Below are 18,526 nucleotides of genomic sequence, written 5' to 3'. Positions count from 1 at the left end.
AAAAAATTAGTCCACTTTCAGGCTCCTTACCGGGTTTTGAAGGGCTGCTTTGATTGATTGAAAGCTTACTGTCAATAGTGCAATTCCAATTACAAGCAAGGCACCTATGGCAAACAGGCTCCAACCAAGTTGAATCCGATAGGGGTAGTTTTCCAGCCATTTGTTAGCAGCCATCCAGGCAAGAGGAAGGGAAATAAGAAGGGAAATTACCACCAGCAGCAGGAAATCCCGCGATAAAATGGTGGCAACCTGTTGAACAGACGCTCCCAGAACCTTGCGGATACCAATTTCTTTAGTCCGCTTTTCCGTCGCTAAAACGGCTAACCCGAACAAACCGATACAGGAAACGAATATGGTGATAACAGCACTGAACAACATGATTTTTTTCCATCGATCTTCCGACTCATAATTCTGCAGATTGGCTTCATCCATAAACCGATAGGAATAGGGATCAAAAGGGAAGGTTGATTTGAATGTTTTTTCAATATGCTGAAGGGATGCCGTTGCCGATCCGGGTGCAATCTTAATTAAAGCAAGACCATACTGGTTTTCCGGCTTCATTGTAAAGAGCTGGGGTCCGATTTTTTCCTGGAGCGACTGATAGTGGTAATCCTTCACAACCCCGATGACAGTATATTTTTCTTCACGATACCAGAAATCAACCTCTTTTCCAATGGGGTTGGTCCAGCCTGCTTCTTTTGCGAAGGTTTCATTCACCAATACAGATTTGGTTGAGTCGGTAGGTAAATCAGCCGAGAAATTCCGGCCTTCCTTAATTTGGATTTTGAGGAGTGGCAGGTAATTCACACCTACGGACTCATACGCGAATTGAATCTGTTGATCGCCGTTCACTTTTGCGCGGGTACCCCATGAACCGCCGTTTTTAAAGGTGACATCCTGGATGGAGGGATGTTGTTTCAGCTGATTTCGTACCAGATCAGCTTTTTTGTGCTGTATGTTCCAGTTATTTACCATTACCAGGTTTGTTTCGTCCACCCCGGTTTCGAAAGTGGTGAGGTATTCGAATTGCGAATAAATCGTAAGTGTGGCAATTATCAGAAAAGATGCCAGTGCAAATTGTACAACAACCAAAGTTTTTTGCAGGTAGTTTTTTCCTGCCAGATTAAATCGGTTGTACAATGTTTTTACGGGGTCATATCCGGATAATACCAGAGCAGGGTAAAAACCAGCGAGCAGTGAAGTGATTAAAAACAGCCCGAAAAATCCAGCTACAAGTTTCAGATCCAGCAGGTAGGAAAGTGATAATGCTTTATTTGATAGCTGGTTAAAAAAACCGAGAAGTCCTTGCGAAAGAACAAGTGCCAGCAGGAAGGATAACAGGCAAAGCAGCACCGATTCTCCCAGAAATTGCACAATCAGCTGGGCGCGATTACTACCCACTACTTTGCGTATGCCGATCTCTTTTGCACGTTTAACGGAACGTGCAACCGTTAGATTAACGAAATTGATACAGGCGATCAATAATATAAAGATGGCGATACCGGTAAGTATATAGGAATACATGGGGTTACTGGCCCCTGTTAATCCATTTTCGGCACCGAGGTCTTTGCTGAGATGAATTTCTGCAAATGGCTGGAGACCGTAGGTAGTGGAAAGTTTTACCCCGTATTTTTCGGATAGTACTTTCATAATCGGCCTGGCTTCTTTGTCGAATACAGCCTGGATTTTTTTCTCAACTACAGCTTTATCGGCTCCGGGATGCAGAACTACAAAAGTATTCAGGAAAAAATTGAACCAGTTTTCATCATTGGTTTGGTCTTCCGGAGATACTTGTATAGGAAGCAGGATATCAAACTTTATGGTTGAATTTTGGGGACAATTTTTCGCTACTGCAGTAACGGTATAGGGTTCGAATTTATCACCTTCTTCTTTAATGAGGATGTTTTTGCCTACTGCTTCAGAATTCCCAAACTGTTCGATGGCCATTTTTTCCGAAATAACAGCGGATCGTTTATTTAGAAGAGCTGTGGCCGGGTTTCCGCTAATGAGGGGGAAACTGAACATTTTCAGGAAAACCGAATCGGTGTAAAACACCTCCTGAGATTTGATTTCTGTTTGTTTTTTAATGTCCACATTCCGATGCTGGTATCGGGAGAAATACTTGATTTCAGGTACGGAAGCAGCAAAACGGGGACCCTGAAAATACCCGGTTATTGCGCTTCTTCGGGTTTCATTCGTTTCCTCGTTGATGCTTTCGTTACAAATTCGATAGGTTTGGTCTAATTGGGTATGAAATCGATCATAGCTGACTTCGTCTTTAACATACAATAGGATCAAAATGGCAGCAGCCAATCCAAAACTCAGTCCCAGAATATTGATCAGGGAATAAACCTTATTGCGTTTAAGGTTCCGTAGCGTTATGAGCAGGTAATTTCGAATCATAGATTTCCTTCGACAACAGAAATGCCAATTTTTATTTAATTGATTTTCAGTATTTTGAACCATATATTTTCATCCTTACTGTTCGAAAACGGACGGTTTTCCGTTCAATTTCGTACGGTAGGTGTCAGACAGGTGTTAGAACACTGTTAGAGACGTGTCAGACACTTGTACTAACTGGTGTCTGACACTTAAAAAAATAAAATGAAACTACTTTTTTTACTGCTGGCTTGTTGTTCCATGCATCCTCTTGTGGCACAGGATAAATTGACGCTGGAGCGGTTAACACTGGCAGATTCATTATTGGACAGCGGGAAATCAGGAACTGCGGATAGTTTATACCTTCTGATTTTAAAGGAAAAACTAACCGACAGCCTGCAGTTAAAAATCATTTCCAATCGTGCACTTGCCCTATTCAAACAGGAAAAAGATGAAGCTGCATTCGAGTTACTTCAAGCTGGAATCGCAATCGCGGATAAGAAAAAACGCTCTAAAACAAAAGCCGATTTTATTTACAGGCGCACTTATTTCTGGGCAGTCCGCGGTGAAGACAGAAAAGCCTATAGCAGTGGAATGGAGGCCATTGGTATTACTGATGATGCCTCTTTAATGGGGAAATTATACAACCTTATCGGAAATTCAGCCACCAATCTGGGATTACAGGAAGAAGCAATTGAAGCTTATTTCAAAAGTCTGGACGCCAAAATCAAAGCAAACGCAACAGAACTGGAATTATCACGAACCTATCTAAACCTTGGAGGAGTGCTGGCAGAAGGGAAAAAACCAGATGAAGCGCTTCGTTATTATATCAAAAGTGCTGAACTGAAAAAGATAGCTAAAGACAGCGTAGGGCTGGGGCGCCTTTATGGAAATATTGCCATTCTGTATAAGAACAAAGAACAGTACAAGATGGCAATTTCATATCTCGATTCCGCTCTTTTGTTTAGCCCCAGTCCGGCTGCTGTGGACCATTATTCTATTTTGATGACCCGGGCACAGGTATTTAAACGACAAGGATTTTATGAACAAGCCGACCAGTTAATGAAAAAAGCACTCTCCGCCGCATTGGAGGCAAAAAATAAATATCGCCTCACAGATGTGTTTATAAATCTGAGTGATTTATCTAATAACAGGTCCGCTTACCAGGAAGCCATAATGTTTGGAAAAAGAGCTGATAGTCTGGCTTTAACAACCCGCTCATTTACACAATTAATGCATCTCCAAAGCAATTTGTCTACCGCATGGAAAGGATTAGGTAACGCCGCGATGGCCAACAAACACCTTGAACAGGCATATCAATGGAAAGACTCTGTTTATCAGGAAGAACAGGTTTTTGCCAGGGAAGCAATGCAGGTACGATATGAAACAGCACTGAAAGACAAACAACTCGCTGAACAGGAAATTGTATTAAAGGAAGCAGGCCTGGAATTGCTGCAACGTAAATGGATAATAGTCAGCCTTGTACTTTTGTTATTATTGTTTATTTCCATATTTGCATATTTCCAACAAAGAGGACGTCAGCGGCAAATGAACCTTATACAGGAGGCTGAAACAGAAAGAGTAAAAACCGTAATGCGGGTTACAGAACAGGAACGTAGCAGGATTGCAGCAGATATACATGATGGGTTGGGGCAAATCGTTACTTCTCTCCGATTGCAGCTTCTTAAGGATAAAGAGCGCAGTAATACTGTTCCTCTCGTACAACAATTACAGGAAGAGATTCGGATGGTAGCCTTTGATTTAATGCCTGCTGCTTTATCAAAAGGGGGACTGGAACCGGCTTTATCTGAATACAGTCATTTTGTTGAAAAAAATACCGGCTTACCAATCCGGTTTCATTCCATGATGCAGGGATTTAATGGACCGGAAGATCAACAGGTACATATTTACCGCATCGTGCAGGAATGGATCAATAATATTGTGAAATATGCAGATGCAGGTCAGGTAGAGCTTCAATTGTCTTCTGATTCGGATTCTTTACTGGTAACAATTGAAGATGACGGAAATGGATTCGATCCGGCAGTTTTATTCTCTTCCTCCGGGCAGGGATGGACAAATATAAATACCCGTGCAAAATTGATTGGCGGAACTGTTTGGGTGGATGCAAAGGCAGGAAAAAAAGGCAGCATGTTTACATTAGAGATCAGAAAAAAAGCAGCATGAAAAAGCGGTTATGCATCTGGGTAATAGACGACCATAAAGTTGTAGCAAATGGAATTGCAGCATTATTAAGTGAACTACACTGCACCAGGGTTTTTTATGAACAGGAAGATCTGCTGAATCAACTACAGTTGGCAATGCTGAATGATACGATTGAGTTATTGCCTGAAATTTTAATTGCCGATTACCACATGCCGGGGAGAGATCCAATTGATTTTTTTATAGCTGTTCGAACTTGTAACCCAACTATCAAAATAATTGTATTAAGTATGCACGATTCGCCAAAAATTGTACAGGATGCATTACAGGGTGGAATTTCTGGTTTTGTTCTTAAACAAAATCCGGAACAGGAATTGCAAATAGCCATTGAACTGGTGATGAATGGGGGGTCCTACTTTAGTAGTGAACTGATAAAATCTATGGGTCGTTTACAAAAGCAACAGGAAAATTTTCAACTAACAGGACGTGAAAAAGAAATTCTAAACTTATTGGCAAAAGCATTCACCAGTAAAGAAATAGCATCAGCCTTGTTTATTAGTGAACGCACAGTGGAAACTCATCGTACAAATCTGCTCCGTAAAACCAAAACGGTCAACACAACCGCTTTACTTGCTTATGCCCGTGACCATTTTTTGCTCTGATCTACGTACTTCCACGGATAAAAATTCAGCATAGATACGGATTTAGCTTCTCCTGACTGGTTTGTAGGTTTACAGGAAATGATCGTACTATGAAAAGGCTGGTTTTAATAGCTCTGCTATTATCCTGTTTCCTGCCCAATTATGCCCAGGAATTTGCAAAATTTCGAAATAAGAAGAAACAAAATCCCTTTATAAACCAGTGGTTTCTGGTGTATGTCCGTTTTACATCAACTGATGGAAAATATGTTGACCCTCAAACTTACCCATCTATCGGATTCAGCATTCGCGATGATTCCTACAAGAAAAAAGGATTGCGGTGGCGGTTTGATCATCCCTCCTTAAGCGATCTGATATATTTATTGGCCACGGATGGTCCGGCATTATGGAATAACAAAAAAGCACCATCTTCCAAAAGAACAACGGAACTTACATTCGGGAGCGGTTTAATCGGTTGGCATCAGGTTTATATAAATGCGATCAGTCGGCCCAGAATGCTTGTATCTCCTGGAGTTTCATTTGGTGATTACCTCTTTGCAAGCAAGCGTGTCAGGGTAAATGGCAATCCCCGAATATATGATCCGGCCGGTTATTATCTGACCCTTGGCCCATCTGTTATGGTAACAAAAGGCGTGCACAAAAAAGCCTGGCTTGATTTATCAGGCGCCGTAGATATTTCCCTTGTAAAAGTTACCGATCCTTCAACAAACTATAAGGAAACACCCGGTTACCCTAAACCAGTTTTTGCAACATTTGCTGCTCAATTAAATACTACGCAACGACTCTTTGCAGGTGTTCGGCTGGTACGAATGCTCGATACCGGGGTAGAAAAAGACAAAGCGGGTCGATTTGATTTTTCTTTAGGTCTGAGTCTTTAAAACAATCAATTATATGAAATACAATTTAGTAGCAGCAATGCTGTTAGCTGCCTCCCCATTGATGGCCCAGGTAAATCCGGATGCCCTAAAAATAGTTGGAGGTGGTGCAATGGGTAAGAAAACCATTGTTCCTAAAATTGAGTCGCTTGCTTTTCCACAGGTTACCATTTTATACAAAACGGCAACAACCAGGGAGATGTTCAAGAATGAACGTGGCGCGTTGGGAGGTCGAAAACATGGTGGAGGATCAGTAGCGGGCAGGGTAACTTCTTATCTTGATATTACAGATGTGGAGCTGACTCAGGAAGATTATCAGCAATTGACCAATGGGTTTTATACCTATTTATTAGCTGCCTGTAATAAGGAAGGAATTAAAACAGTGGATTGGGCAACAGTTGCTTCGCAAGATTTTTACAAAGATCAGGAAGATAAAAAAGAAGAGGAAAAAATGCAACAGGAAAGCCAGCGTAGAGGTCAGGTATATACTACAGTAAATGCATATGAAGGCAATACCTTATTGAATTACGATCCAACCAAAACAATGAATCTTGGATTTGCATTTGGAAGAGCCAAAAAAGCAAGTCGGTTTTCGGACGACTTAAAAGCAGACCTGGCTATCGTACACCTGGTAGTTGATTTTGCTGATATCAAAATGGATGGCGATGTAAAAACAAGTCAGTATACCAGAAGTCTGGCGCCTTTTGTTTATAGAATTACGAAAACCCGTGATTTTTCCTTCAATTCAACGGTTGAAGAAAATGTCAAAGTTCTGGGTGGTACAGCATGGGATGGCAAACCGATTGGAGGACGTATCTTTTTCTACAATGAGAAGATGCAAACTGATCAGATTCTATTCGATAGCGATATTTCTGCAGATGTAAAATTCGCAACCAATGTTACGCAGGATCCAACCAAAAAAGTCCTGAATAAAAAGGAAAACATCTTTGCCAAAGATTTCAATGCGGTACCGGTAGTAGTTTCAACCACCAAATCTGCTTATATATCCGCAGTTAAAAAAGCACTGGAAAATTTCGCGGATAGTTTTGTAAAGAAAATTCAAGCCTCCAGGAAAGGTTAAACGTCAGACAGGTGTTAGAACTGTGTTCTAACACCTGTCTGACGTCTATAAATGCGTTTTAGTCCTGGCAACTGCTGCAACAGTTCCTCGCCGGCGGCAGTAACGGATGTTTCAGAAATATTCAACGCTTCCAGATGATGCAGGGGCTTAAGCAAAACATACAGACTGTCTCCCACCGGATTTTTGTCCAGCCGCAATTTTTCAAGATTGGAACAAGCTATTATGCCTTTTAGGTGCTGCTCGTTCAGATTGCTGGAAGACAGATTGAGCCAAAGCACATGTTTAGCCAACTTCCCAAACGCCTGCTCTGCTGAAAGCCATGCTCCCTGATGACCTGGAGGAAGTGTAATATCCAGCAATACCGGGTCATGTAGCAGTATCCTTACATAAAAGCCCTCTTTCCTTAATTGCCGGATAGCAAGCGTATCAATTTGAACCGGAACATCCGTATACTTTGACCTTCCGGATTCAGCTTGCGAAAACGTACCTGATGTTTGTCCGAACCCAAATGTAACCGCAGCTATCTGTCTGATTTTAGAAGTATCAGGCAATGATCCGACCTGAATTTCAACTGCGGCTTTTCCCTTTTCAATCCACCAGTTCAGTAAAGCTGTTTCATCCTTCGTCAACGGTGTTTTACCATCTGTTGGCATAAACTTCTTATCTGACGGATCTAATAAAATCCGATGCATCAGTTCACTTTCTCCGGGTTTGCCAGGAACAACTGCCGGACCGGTTTTACCGCCCTTTATCAAATCGGCAATCGTGCGTACAGATAACTGTCCCTTTCGCTTGCTATCGCGATGGCATTGTGAACAGCGTTTTATTAACAGTGGTTGAATCAGGTCCTCATAAACCAGAACAGCACTCAAACTATCAGGACGCGGCCTTTTTTTCTCCTGCAGCAGATCCCAGCTTAAATAATCTTCCCCATGTGTGAGATTGCCCCCCTGATGTCCGACATAAACCGTTAAAAATAACAAGAGAAGAAAGCCGGATGACTGAAAAACTGGTGGAATATGTCTGCGTTTTCGTAAGGATGTATAAAATATCACCGCAATACAACCCGTACTTATCAACAACAACCAGCCACCATTTCGATGATTCGCCAATAGTTGCTGCGGATAATCCCCTTCTAACGATAACAAATACCCGAAAACAGCCGCCAATACGGCAGCCACAAAACTGAATAAGGTAAGTAATGGTAGTACGGCCTGGAGGTACTTAAACCGCTTTGAATAGGAAAACAAATCGAAGGCTGCCAGTACTACCAAAAAACCAATAGGCAGATGTACCAGTACAGGGTGCAAGCGTCCCAGAAAATTGCTTATATCCAGCAGCATATTAACTTAATAGTTCTTTTATAACATGGCCGTGTACATCAGTGAGCCGAAATCTTCTGCCCTGATATTTATAAGTAAACCGTTCATGATCAATACCCAGTATGTGTAAGAGAGTAGCCTGGAAATCGTGCACATGTACCGGATCCTTTACTATATTATAACTGAAATCATCCGTTTCACCATAACTGAATCCGGCTTTCACACCAGCACCTGCCATCCACATGGTAAAATTGCGCGGGTGATGATCCCTTCCGTAATTATCCGGGAATAATTTGCCTTGTGAATACACGGTTCGACCAAATTCACCTCCCCAAATCACGAGTGTATCTTCCAGCAAACCTCTTCGTTTCAAATCTTTTATCAATGCGGCAGTTGCCTGATCTGTGTCTTTGCATTGCTTGGCCATACCAGCGGGCAGACCACCATGATGATCCCATCCCTGGTGGTAGAGTTGTACAAATTTCACATCCTTCTCCAGCAGTTTACGCGCCAGTATGCAATTCGCTGCATAAGTACCGGAATCCCGGCTATCCGGACCATACAACTCAAATACTTCATCGGGCTCATCTTTCACGCTCATTACATCAGGTATGGAGGTCTGCATGCGATAGGCCATTTCATACTGGGCAATTCTTGCATCCACTTCCGGATCCTTGTTCACTTCGTTTTGATAGGTGTTTAATTCTTTCAGTGATTGCAACATTTCCTCCCTGTCTTCGCCATCGTAACCTTCCGGATTATCCAGGAATAACACAGGATCCTTACCCGCTCTGAACTGTACACCCTGGTGTTCACTTGCCAAAAATCCATTACCCCATAAGCGCGCATACAGAGGCTGATCTTTCACTGCATTTTTGGATACCAGTACGATAAAGGATGGCAAATTCTGGTTGTCTGTTCCTAATCCATAACTGATCCAGGACCCAATCGAAGGCCTGCCCGGTAATTGATTTCCCGTTTGAAAAAAAGTGATGGCAGGATCATGATTGATCGCCTCTGAATGCACACTCTTGATAATGCAAAGATCATCTACTACCTGCGCTGTATGTGGCAGCAACTCACTGACCCAGGTATTCGACTGCCCATATTGGTTAAACTTGTAAATGGATGGCACCACCGGCAGGATTGCCTGTCCCGCGCTCATACCGGTTAATCGTTGTCCCTGACGTACTGAATCCGGCAGTGGTTGCCCGAACATATCCAGCAGTTTCGGTTTGTAATCAAAGGTTTCAAATTGTGATGGCCCTCCACTCATGAACAGGTATACTACTCTTTTTGCCTTGGGGAGGAGGTGTGGAATCGCCTGCAAAATTTCCTGCTCCAGACTGAGTGATGCATCTTCTGTTGCGATTTTACAGATGGATTTTCCCAACAGGGTATTGCCCATCAACGAACCCAGCGCAATGGAACCCAACCCCATCGCGGTTCGACTGAGGAAACGACGACGGTCCAATTGCTTTTGCAACTGATCCAGTTCGGGCGACCATCCGGGTGGTTTTGGAGAGCTATGAGAATCACACATAATTTAACGTTTGGTGAGGGTAGCATCCGCATTTAATATCAGGCTGGCCACAACAGCATTTGCAGCAATCTCTTCCTTAGGCAGGGATGCATCCACTTTATATTGACCGGCCTCCAGCCATCCTTTTAATTTCTTTGGCTGCTTTTTGAAAAGCGCCAGCTGTTTTGTTTTGGCATTCTGTAAAATCTCCTTTTCTTTTTCATCTGGCAGTCTTCCGGTTAACTTCAAAAAGATGGTCTCGATGGCCTTGCCTGAATTTCCCATCTTTACCATCTGCTCTCCCATCACTTTACAACTCTCTACAAAAACCGGATCGTTGAGCGTTACAAGCGCCTGCAGCGGCGTATTAGTTGCCTGTCGCCGTACTACACAGTAACTGCGATCTCCCGCATCAAAAGTGGTTAATGTTGGATTGGGTACCGATCGTTTGATCAGTACGTACAAACTTCTTCTGTAAACGGAAGAACCGGTATCCGCCTGGTAACTCGTGTTATTGATTTCCCATAAGCCCGCAGGCTGATAGGGTTTGATACTTTTTCCTCCAATCGAACGCTCTAACAATCCACTTGCCGCGAGGGCATTGTCCCGCAGCATCTCTGCGCTTAACCGGATAGGAGAAGCATGACTCAGGTAAAGATTTTCCGGATCCAGCTGCCTGCTTTTTTCTGAGCCAATGGAGCTTTGTGCATAGGTGGATGATAAAACCAATTGCCGGATTAGTTGCTTGAGATCCCAACCCGACTCTGTAAAACTCACTGCTAACCAATCCAGCAGTTCAGGATGCGATGGCAAACTTCCCTGGTTACCAAAATCCTCAGTTGTTTTTACCAATCCTTTTCCAAAGAACAATTGCCAGTATCGATTCACCGCCACTCTTGCAGTGAGCGGATGTTTGGGATCCGTTAACCAGTATGCCAATCCCAACCGATTCTTTGGTAATGTTGAATCATATGGAAAAATGGCTTCAGGGGTATTGGGAAATACTTCAGCAGCTTTTGCATCGTATTGTCCGCGATCCAGTATATACGATTTTTTCGGCTGCTTACTTTCCTGCATGATCATGAGTTCGGGTATACGGGTGAGCGTATCCGTTAGTTCCTGTCTGGTGGTTTTTAAAATTGCTTCCTCCTGTTTCAATGCAGGAATCTGTGTAACGAGGTAATAGTCCTGTAGCAGGGTTCTTTCATTCGCAGTTAAGCCAGAAGCAGGTTTACTAATGAGCGATTTCCATTCTTTTGGATTACCCAATTGCAGTAACTCCAGTGAGCTCAATGCACGATCATATACCACTACTTCTTCCACCTTCCCATTCTTGAAACCAAGTCCGCGGTCCCAGGCTCCAACCTGCAATCCGAGTTTCGCATTCCAGGGGGGCAATATATCTTTTGTCAGTTGATCCATGGTGATTTCCATGTGAATGGGCTTCCCATTCAGGTACAACTGCATGCCTGTAGCATGGGCTGATCCATCATAGGTCATGGTTAACTGAATCCATTCTTCTTTGGGAATGGGTAGTTTCGAAATCTTTGTCAGTGCATTGGAGGGTGCCGCATGGGATATGCCCATTTCCAACTGATCATTTTTAAAATAGAGATGATACCCCCGGTAATTGAATAAGCGCTCTGCGATGGTCTTATGAAAAATCACTCCTTCCTTAAAATCTTTCGGTATCCAGCAGTTGATACTGATCGTAAACGGATCGTTTCTTTTGAAAGCACCTACCGGTGTCAGATCCAGCCATTCATCACCATTCAGCACTAAAGCTTTTCCTTGTGGAGATGAAGTGAATTTGGGAGGATCTCCCGCGGAATAACTCAAATCCCGCTTCATTGCAGCAGTGATTTTGGAGCTTCCTCCACCCGAACGCAGATGCCCGCCATCAAAATTCAGTGATGCCTGCAAGCCGGTAACGGGGATGCCTGCCTGCTGCATGGATTTATATTTCTCCTGGTTGATCCACTGCTCTGCCTCTTTCGTATATGCCTCCTGGTTAGTACGCAGTTTTTTCTCCTGCTCTTTTATTTTTTGTTTCAATATGGCCAGTATATTGTCTTTTTCTTTATCCGTTAGCAACATGGACGGCGATGGCATGGTGAGGTCAATGGATATTTGTCCGGCTTCCTGTACCGTATTGAAGAAACTGTAGAGCTCATAAAAATTCTTTTGCGATACCGGATCATATTTATGATCATGACAGCGGGCACAACTGATGGTGAGTCCAAGAAAAGCAGTTCCCACTGTATTCACCCGATCCACTACATATTCTGTCTGAAATTCTTCTTCAATGACGCCGCCTTCCAGATTTTGCGGATGCATTCGGTTGAAGGCAGTGGCAATTTTCATCTCATTGGTTGGATTCGGTAACAGATCCCCCGCCAGTTGCCATTCAATGAACTCATTATAGGGCATATTGCGATTAAAAGAGGTAATCACCCAATCGCGGTAAGCGGATACATCTCTTAATCCATCAACCGTATAACCATGTGAGTCAGCAAATCTTGCCAGGTCCAGCCAGTCGACCGCCATCTTTTCCCCGAATTGGGGCGATTGCAGCAGGCGGTCCACCTGCTTTTCTACTGCCTTTGGTGAATTGTCATTTAAAAATGCACTGATCTCATCTAATGTTGGTGGTAGTCCGGTTAAATCAAGACTCAGCCTGCGCAACAACAATTCCTTTGATGTTCTTTCTGCAGGCGAAAGTTTTTTTTCTTTCAGTTTTTTCAGGATGAAGGCATCAACGGGAGTTTGTATCCATTCTTTTTGTTGAACTGTTGGAATGGCTGGTTTAGTTGGCGAAACAAATGACCAGTGTGGCTGGTATTCCGCACCTTGTTTGATCCATTTGATCAGGATGGCCTTTTCTTCCGTGCTTAGTTGAAGGTTGGATTCCGGTGTAGGCATCCGGTAGTCGTGATCCTCTGACAGGATGCGATGAAAGAGTTCGCTATTGGTCAGGTTGCCCGGATCAATCGCCACTTTCCCTGGTGTTTCAGGTAATTCTGCAAAAGCAGCGGTGGAAAGGTCAAGCCGCAGTCCGGCTTCTCTTTTTGCCTGGTCGGGACCGTGGCAGGCAAAACATTTATCCGACAGAATGGGTTTGACATGCAGGTTATAATCCACTCTATCGGGGAGTTGTTTATATGCCTGGTCGATCTCATCCGGCAAGTCAGGCGAACAGCCTATTCCCAGGAATGAAACAAGAAAACACAGACCAAAAGGTCTGGCAAGCACATATAAAAGCCACCTTTGAAACATGGTTTTCCAATTTACCCCATATCCCAAAGACGGCCTTATGCGAAAATGCTCTTTTCTGAAACTATTTTAGCTTAGGTGTCAGATACATGTAAGAACGATGTAAATACATTGGTCCATTCAATTCCAAAACCATCCTGGATATTTTCTTTTGAAAGCACCTCATTCACTGTCCCGGATGCCAGTATTGAACCTTCCTTCAGCAGTACCAGCTCCTCTGCAAACCTCGCTGCCAGATGAAGATCATGAATTACACCCACCACCACCAGGGGTTGTTGCTGCATCAGTTCTTTCAATTTTTGCAGGAAGTTAAACTGGTAATAGATATCCAGGAATGTCAGGGGCTCATCCAGCAATAAATACCGCAGTTCGGTATCTTTTTTATTCCAGATCTGGGCAAGCACCCTGGCAAAATGAACCCGTTGTTTTTCTCCGCCACTGAGCGTATTGTAATTTCTGCCCACCAGCTTGCCTAAATCAAAATAGGTAATCACGTCCTGACAAACTCTATAATCCTCCCTGGCAGGTTTCCCATTGAAATAGGGATACCGCCCCATCAACACTACTTCTTCAACCTGCATTGGAAAAACCAGGTCTACCTGCTGAGACAGAACTGCCCTCATTTTTGCGAGGGAATTAGGGGAAAAACAATGAATCGGTTGTTTACCATACAAAATAGTTCCTGTAGGTGCTGGTAACTGTCTGCTTATCATTTTAATAAGCGTTGATTTACCTGCTCCATTCGGGCCGATGATCAGGTTCAGAACACCAGGACGAAAACGATAGGATATATCATGCAGCAAGTCCTTTTTACCAAACCTATAGCTAAGTTTATTGATGGTCACCATAAATCAGAAATAATTTGTTTTAGGTAATAGCAATAAAAAAACAGGGGCACCAACTATGGAAGTTAGAATACCAATGGGCAATTCAGCAGGTTTTAACCAGAGGCGCGCTGCCATATCCGCAACACTCAAAAAGATGGCTCCCAATAAAGCTGCATTTCGAATTAGCAAGCGGTTATCTGAGCCGTGTAACATGCGCAGTAAATGAGGTACAATCAATCCAACAAAGCTTATTACTCCAACAAATGAGGTAGCAACGGCCACCAGAATCACCTGTATGATTAAAATGGTTAACCGAAGTCGCTGAATTCGGATTCCCAACAGCATGGCTTCCTGCTCACCCAACATCAGTGTATTAAGTGGATGAGCCAGGCGAAAAGCATAACCAATCCCAATAATTGTTGATAAGCCTGTTATACCTACAGCTTTCCAGCTTGCACCTGATAATGTACCCATACTCCAAAATGTGATGGATCTTGCCTGTGGGTCACGTGCCATATAGGATAAAAAACCAACAGCGCTCAAGCAGATCGCATTTACGGCAATGCCTGTTAAAAGCAGGGCGGTGGTGGAACTGCTTTTTGACTCCCCAGCCGAACTTAAAAAAAATACCAGCGCAGTTGCCAGCATTGCACCTAAACAGGAGGCTAACGGCAAAGTATAAGTGCTGAATAAAACAGGCAACTGGGCTCCCATCACAAAATACAATGCAGCCCCTGCAGCTGCTCCACTGGAAGTTCCAATCAGGCCTGGCTCAACAATCGGATTTCGAAACAAGGCCTGCATCAAACTGCCTCCGGTAGCCAGGCTGGCACCTACCAATACACAAAGCAGTGCTCGTGGCAACCTGATTTCCATAAAAATCCGTTCATTCAGGTTCAGGTTCTGCTTATTCTGTATAAATTTTTGAATTGCTGAAAACATTTCCTCCGATTGTATCGATACAGCTCCGATCCCTGCAGAAAATAATACACTTATCAACAAACCAACCAGTAAACCGATTTCAACCAGTCGTCTCTTCTTATTACTTAACATCCTGGTGTATGAGTTTTTGAAGTTGAACGATTATCTCTCCCGTACGTGGCCCCAGGTACACAAGGTCATGTTCTTCAACTCTATAAATTTTTCCCCTCCGGGCTGCAGCTGTACCTGCTATCCCCGGGAGTTCCCTTATTTTCTCCGGGTTGCCAAGCCGGTCGTAACCATAATCTGTAAGCAGAATTACATCCGGATCCGAAGCTGCTACCAGTTCTGCTGATATCGGCTGCATCCCCCTGGTTCCTTCCACTGCCAGTTCACCGCCTGCCCATTGAATGAGTTTTGCCGCTGAACTGTTTTTGGTCATGACGAAATACGCATTGGTAGCCTGACCAAAATGCACCACCAATACATACACTGGTTTAGTATACTGTTTGGCAGTTTTCATTGCAAGTTCCATATCCTGATCCAGCCTCCTACAGATACTATCTGCTGCTTTCTCCTTTCCGAAATAAGCTCCTATCTCCCGGATCAGCATTTTGGTACTGTCAATGGTTGACCCGGTATTATCAAATACTTTCATTGGAATTTTTAATGCTTCCAATTGTTGAACCACGTGCTCCGGACCAATATTGTTATCATGCAGCAGCAAGGTTGGCCGGGTGGCCAAGATTCCTTCTGTACTCAATGCCCGATGATATCCCACTGTTTGTACCTGTTGTATTGCAGTCGGATACGTACTTGAAATATCAACTCCCACCATATTTTGTTGGGCTCCCAAAGCCCAGATGATTTCATTGTACTGTTTTGCAATACAAACTATTCGCTGTTCTTCCTTTGCTGCTCCCTGCTTTTTTCCAAAACGATCACAGGAAACTAGTAACAACAGTAGAATGGAGAGCAATAAACTCTGTTTCATTACAATAAATTTTAAAAGGAGGAGATAAATTTTCATCTCCACCAACTACTTAAAAAATATAATGCAAATTCACCCCGCCAAAGAAATTCACTTCCCTGGGTGCCGGCAGATAAGCATCTGGTAACTGGTTCAGAAATACCATCAGATAATTCTGTTGACCAGTCAAATTGTTACAACCCAAATGAACATCTACCGCAAAATGTTTCATCAGCTGGCGTGAGTAACCGATTTTCGTATTCAGCAACTGGTAACTCGCTGTCTGATTTTTATTATCTGAAGTGAAATACATCGGATCCCGGTAATTGTAGGTCAGATTCCAGTAAATGCCGGCTCGCGTAATCAGATCAAAGCCTGTATTAAAAACTACCGGCGGTACACCCACCACCGTTTTATACGTAAAATCCATCACTACTGTACTCATCTTGTCATTGCTCAGTTGTTCGTACTGAAAATTACCATACCGAAAATGCGACAAGGTCAGATTCGCAAAAGGATGAATAGCGCTGATAAACCCTGCCGACTCATACGCTGTTCCTTTCAGAGAGATTTCCAATCCCAGGTTCTTCTGCTCTCCTGCGTTTGCAACATATACATAGGAAGTGGCAGTATTAGCAGGAATGGGGACCGCGATGGTTGTCATCTTATCCTGGTAAACGGTATAAAAGACAGCCACCTCATACTGGAACCGATTCTTGAAGAGCGATCCTTTAGTTCCTATTTCCCACTGATTCGCTTTTTCAGGTTTTAATCCGCTAATAACTTCTCCTGTTATAGGTATGAAAAAATAAGAACTCACAGGCGCCTTGTATCCCTGGCTGTAAGAAGCATACAGGGAAACTTTTTCCGAAAACACTTTATTCACTGCCAGATGGGGTGCATACATGTTATGATAACTTGCACTATAGCGGGTTGGGATAGTAGTTGCAGGTGCATACAACCGATTCTTCAACGAAATATCCATTCGGCTATGCCCAATGCCTGCGGTTATTGAAAAGGAAGCAGGAAATGCCAGGGTCCATTCTGTAAACAATAAAAGAGATCCCGTGGTAGTTACCTGGTTACTGCGCAACACTCCCGGGATTCTATAACCTGCCAAATTCGAACTGTCCGCCACCATCGGATAACCCAGGATCTGCGCCTGCTGTTGCTGCAGTTCCAGTCCGGTTATACCGCTGAGCGATATTTCGGTTGCCAGTTCAAACCGGGTGTCCAAAGTAGAACGCAAGCCATAATTAACGGCCGACTTATCTGTCCAGCCACCTGCAGAACTCACATCACTGATCAAACCGGTTCCAAACAGGGTGGTGTTGTAGGAAAAATTTGCATTGAACCGGTATGCATGCCCAATACCCGCACGAAAGGTTTTCACATTCGAGTGTGCATTGTTTTTAATATAGGCCTGATTACCGGAATAATCCAGGTTCGCATATTGCCCGATGGTCAATTCCCCATTGCGCTCCTCAAAACTGTTACTATAGCCAAAATAACTGGTGATGGTCTGTTTTACATTCGGATTGAATTCACCCATCAGGTTTACAAAGTCCTTTTCCGACCTGGTATGTGGCATAAAGCCATCAAAGTGCTGACGGCCATGATTAACCAGCAATACTGATTTTTCTGTACTGAGCTGTAAACTGGTTGTATAGCGTTGTAATCCATAACCGCCAAGTAATACATCCTGACTCAAAGCAGATCGGCCCGACTCCGGCTTTTTTGTTTTCAGATTTACTACTCCGGCTATTGCTTGTCCGTATAAGGAACCAGCCGGACCTTTAATTATCTCTACCTGTCCAACCGAACCAAAATCAATATCATCCATCAATGTAATGCCTTCCGCATCAGTGATGGGAATTCCATTCAGGTACACCTTGTAACCTTGTCCATCGAAATTGCTATTGATCCCATTGGTTCCACGAGTTCCATTTCCATATCCACGAATGTTAAACTGTTGCCCTGCTGAGAAGGTCCGGCGTTGCATATAAACTCCAGCCACATTGGTGTTAATTGCATCATCCAGCAATAGTCCTGTACCACGATTGAGTTCTGTTGACCCAATCCTTGAAATTGCAGCAGGCTGGTATAACATGGATTTATTGGGATTGGAACTCGCTGAAATCTCTACGGCATCCAGTGTTTGGGAGTTCTCCTTTAGCTGAATATTCAGTTCCTGTCCACATGCAAATTTTCCACGATAGGATTCAAATCCAATATGGGTAACCGTTAGTTGTGCAGAGTCTATGCAAGGCAGTTTGAATTTGCCATTTTTATCGGTTGTGATCGTTTTATAGCCAGCTACACGAATAGAAGCGTAAGGTAGCGCTGCTCCATTTTCAGCACTTTTGACGCTGCCTGTTGTTTGAGGGGTTTGGGCCAGCAGGGACGCAACAAACCCTACGCTTAAAAGCGACAGATATAGTTTTTTCATTTTTTAATTCAGATGAAAGAATGAATACGAATTTGTTTTCCTGGCAGACATGCGCATGGCTCTACCCGGAAAATTCCGTTAGATTTTG

At 43.4% G+C, this 18,526-nt stretch carries 12 protein-coding genes; 4 read left to right on the top strand and 8 right to left on the bottom strand.

From position 1 onward, the window contains the following. Positions 1-6: 6 nt before the first annotated feature. Complete coding sequence (locus B2746_RS21975; protein WP_290799169.1) at positions 7-2,403, bottom strand: ABC transporter permease; 2,397 nt, start codon at positions 2,401-2,403, stop codon at positions 7-9. Between the two features lie 201 nt (positions 2,404-2,604). Here B2746_RS21975 and B2746_RS21970 point away from each other — a divergent pair, with 201 nt between their 5' ends. The 4 genes from B2746_RS21970 (at position 2,605) to B2746_RS21955 (ending at position 7,154) form a co-directional block, all read left to right on the top strand. Then, positions 2,605-4,563, top strand: coding sequence for a tetratricopeptide repeat-containing sensor histidine kinase (locus B2746_RS21970; protein WP_290799167.1), 1,959 nt, complete (start codon positions 2,605-2,607; stop codon positions 4,561-4,563). Further along, positions 4,560-5,201 carry a LuxR C-terminal-related transcriptional regulator gene (locus B2746_RS21965; protein WP_290799165.1) on the top strand — a complete coding sequence of 214 codons (642 nt, stop codon included), beginning with the start codon at positions 4,560-4,562 and terminating at the stop codon, positions 5,199-5,201. The genes B2746_RS21970 and B2746_RS21965 overlap by 4 nt, the downstream gene beginning before the upstream one ends. 89 nt (positions 5,202-5,290) lie before the next feature. Next, complete coding sequence (locus B2746_RS21960; protein ID WP_290799163.1) at positions 5,291-6,076, top strand: hypothetical protein; 786 nt, start codon at positions 5,291-5,293, stop codon at positions 6,074-6,076. A 13-nt stretch (positions 6,077-6,089) separates the two neighbouring features. After that, entirely contained in the window at positions 6,090-7,154 is a 1,065-nt protein-coding gene (locus B2746_RS21955; RefSeq protein WP_290799161.1) for a hypothetical protein, read from the top strand. A 14-nt stretch (positions 7,155-7,168) separates the two neighbouring features. Here B2746_RS21955 and B2746_RS21950 read toward each other — a convergent pair whose 3' ends face one another. The 7 genes from B2746_RS21950 to B2746_RS21920 form a co-directional block, all read right to left on the bottom strand. Then, complete coding sequence (locus B2746_RS21950; protein ID WP_290799159.1) at positions 7,169-8,497, bottom strand: c-type cytochrome domain-containing protein; 1,329 nt, start codon at positions 8,495-8,497, stop codon at positions 7,169-7,171. Position 8,498: 1 nt separating this feature from the next. After that, on the bottom strand, positions 8,499-10,019 hold the full coding sequence (locus tag B2746_RS21945; protein WP_290799158.1) for a DUF1501 domain-containing protein: 1,521 nt from the start codon (positions 10,017-10,019) through the stop codon (positions 8,499-8,501). Between the two features lie 3 nt (positions 10,020-10,022). Beyond that, on the bottom strand, positions 10,023-13,274 hold the full coding sequence (locus B2746_RS21940; RefSeq protein ID WP_290799156.1) for a DUF1553 domain-containing protein: 3,252 nt from the start codon (positions 13,272-13,274) through the stop codon (positions 10,023-10,025). Positions 13,275-13,345: 71 nt separating this feature from the next. Further along, positions 13,346-14,119 carry a heme ABC transporter ATP-binding protein gene (locus B2746_RS21935; protein WP_290799154.1) on the bottom strand — a complete coding sequence of 258 codons (774 nt, stop codon included), beginning with the start codon at positions 14,117-14,119 and terminating at the stop codon, positions 13,346-13,348. A 3-nt stretch (positions 14,120-14,122) separates the two neighbouring features. Beyond that, positions 14,123-15,151, bottom strand: a complete 1,029-nt coding sequence (locus B2746_RS21930) for a FecCD family ABC transporter permease (protein WP_290799152.1) — start codon at positions 15,149-15,151, stop codon at positions 14,123-14,125. Beyond that, entirely contained in the window at positions 15,141-16,013 is an 873-nt protein-coding gene (locus tag B2746_RS21925; protein WP_290799150.1) for a heme/hemin ABC transporter substrate-binding protein, read from the bottom strand. Before B2746_RS21925 ends, B2746_RS21930 begins: the two co-directional genes overlap by 11 nt. Positions 16,014-16,062: 49 nt before the next feature. Continuing rightward, the gene (locus tag B2746_RS21920) at positions 16,063-18,438 is read right to left on the bottom strand and encodes a TonB-dependent receptor (RefSeq protein ID WP_290799148.1); all 2,376 of its coding nucleotides are present in this window, start codon (positions 18,436-18,438) and stop codon (positions 16,063-16,065) included. Positions 18,439-18,526: the final 88 nt, after the last annotated feature.

It is taken from the genome of Flavihumibacter sp. UBA7668 (genome assembly GCF_002483205.1).
Lineage (GTDB): Bacteria > Bacteroidota > Bacteroidia > Chitinophagales > Chitinophagaceae > Flavihumibacter.
This window is presented reverse-complemented; position numbering and strand designations above follow the sequence as displayed.

Excerpts from the sequence above, each read along its gene's own strand:
- B2746_RS21975 (WP_290799169.1), bottom strand. The coding sequence starts at position 2,403 with ATGATTCGAAATTACCTGCTCATAACGCTACGGAACCTTAAACGCAAT.
- B2746_RS21970 (WP_290799167.1), top strand. The coding sequence starts at position 2,605 with ATGAAACTACTTTTTTTACTGCTGGCTTGTTGTTCCATGCATCCTCTT.
- B2746_RS21965 (WP_290799165.1), top strand. The coding sequence starts at position 4,560 with ATGAAAAAGCGGTTATGCATCTGGGTAATAGACGACCATAAAGTTGTA.
- B2746_RS21960 (WP_290799163.1), top strand. The coding sequence starts at position 5,291 with ATGAAAAGGCTGGTTTTAATAGCTCTGCTATTATCCTGTTTCCTGCCC.
- B2746_RS21955 (WP_290799161.1), top strand. The coding sequence starts at position 6,090 with ATGAAATACAATTTAGTAGCAGCAATGCTGTTAGCTGCCTCCCCATTG.
- B2746_RS21950 (WP_290799159.1), bottom strand. The coding sequence starts at position 8,497 with ATGCTGCTGGATATAAGCAATTTTCTGGGACGCTTGCACCCTGTACTG.
- B2746_RS21945 (WP_290799158.1), bottom strand. The coding sequence starts at position 10,019 with ATGTGTGATTCTCATAGCTCTCCAAAACCACCCGGATGGTCGCCCGAA.
- B2746_RS21940 (WP_290799156.1), bottom strand. The coding sequence starts at position 13,274 with ATGTTTCAAAGGTGGCTTTTATATGTGCTTGCCAGACCTTTTGGTCTG.
- B2746_RS21935 (WP_290799154.1), bottom strand. The coding sequence starts at position 14,119 with ATGGTGACCATCAATAAACTTAGCTATAGGTTTGGTAAAAAGGACTTG.
- B2746_RS21930 (WP_290799152.1), bottom strand. The coding sequence starts at position 15,151 with ATGTTAAGTAATAAGAAGAGACGACTGGTTGAAATCGGTTTACTGGTT.
- B2746_RS21925 (WP_290799150.1), bottom strand. The coding sequence starts at position 16,013 with ATGAAACAGAGTTTATTGCTCTCCATTCTACTGTTGTTACTAGTTTCC.
- B2746_RS21920 (WP_290799148.1), bottom strand. The coding sequence starts at position 18,438 with ATGAAAAAACTATATCTGTCGCTTTTAAGCGTAGGGTTTGTTGCGTCC.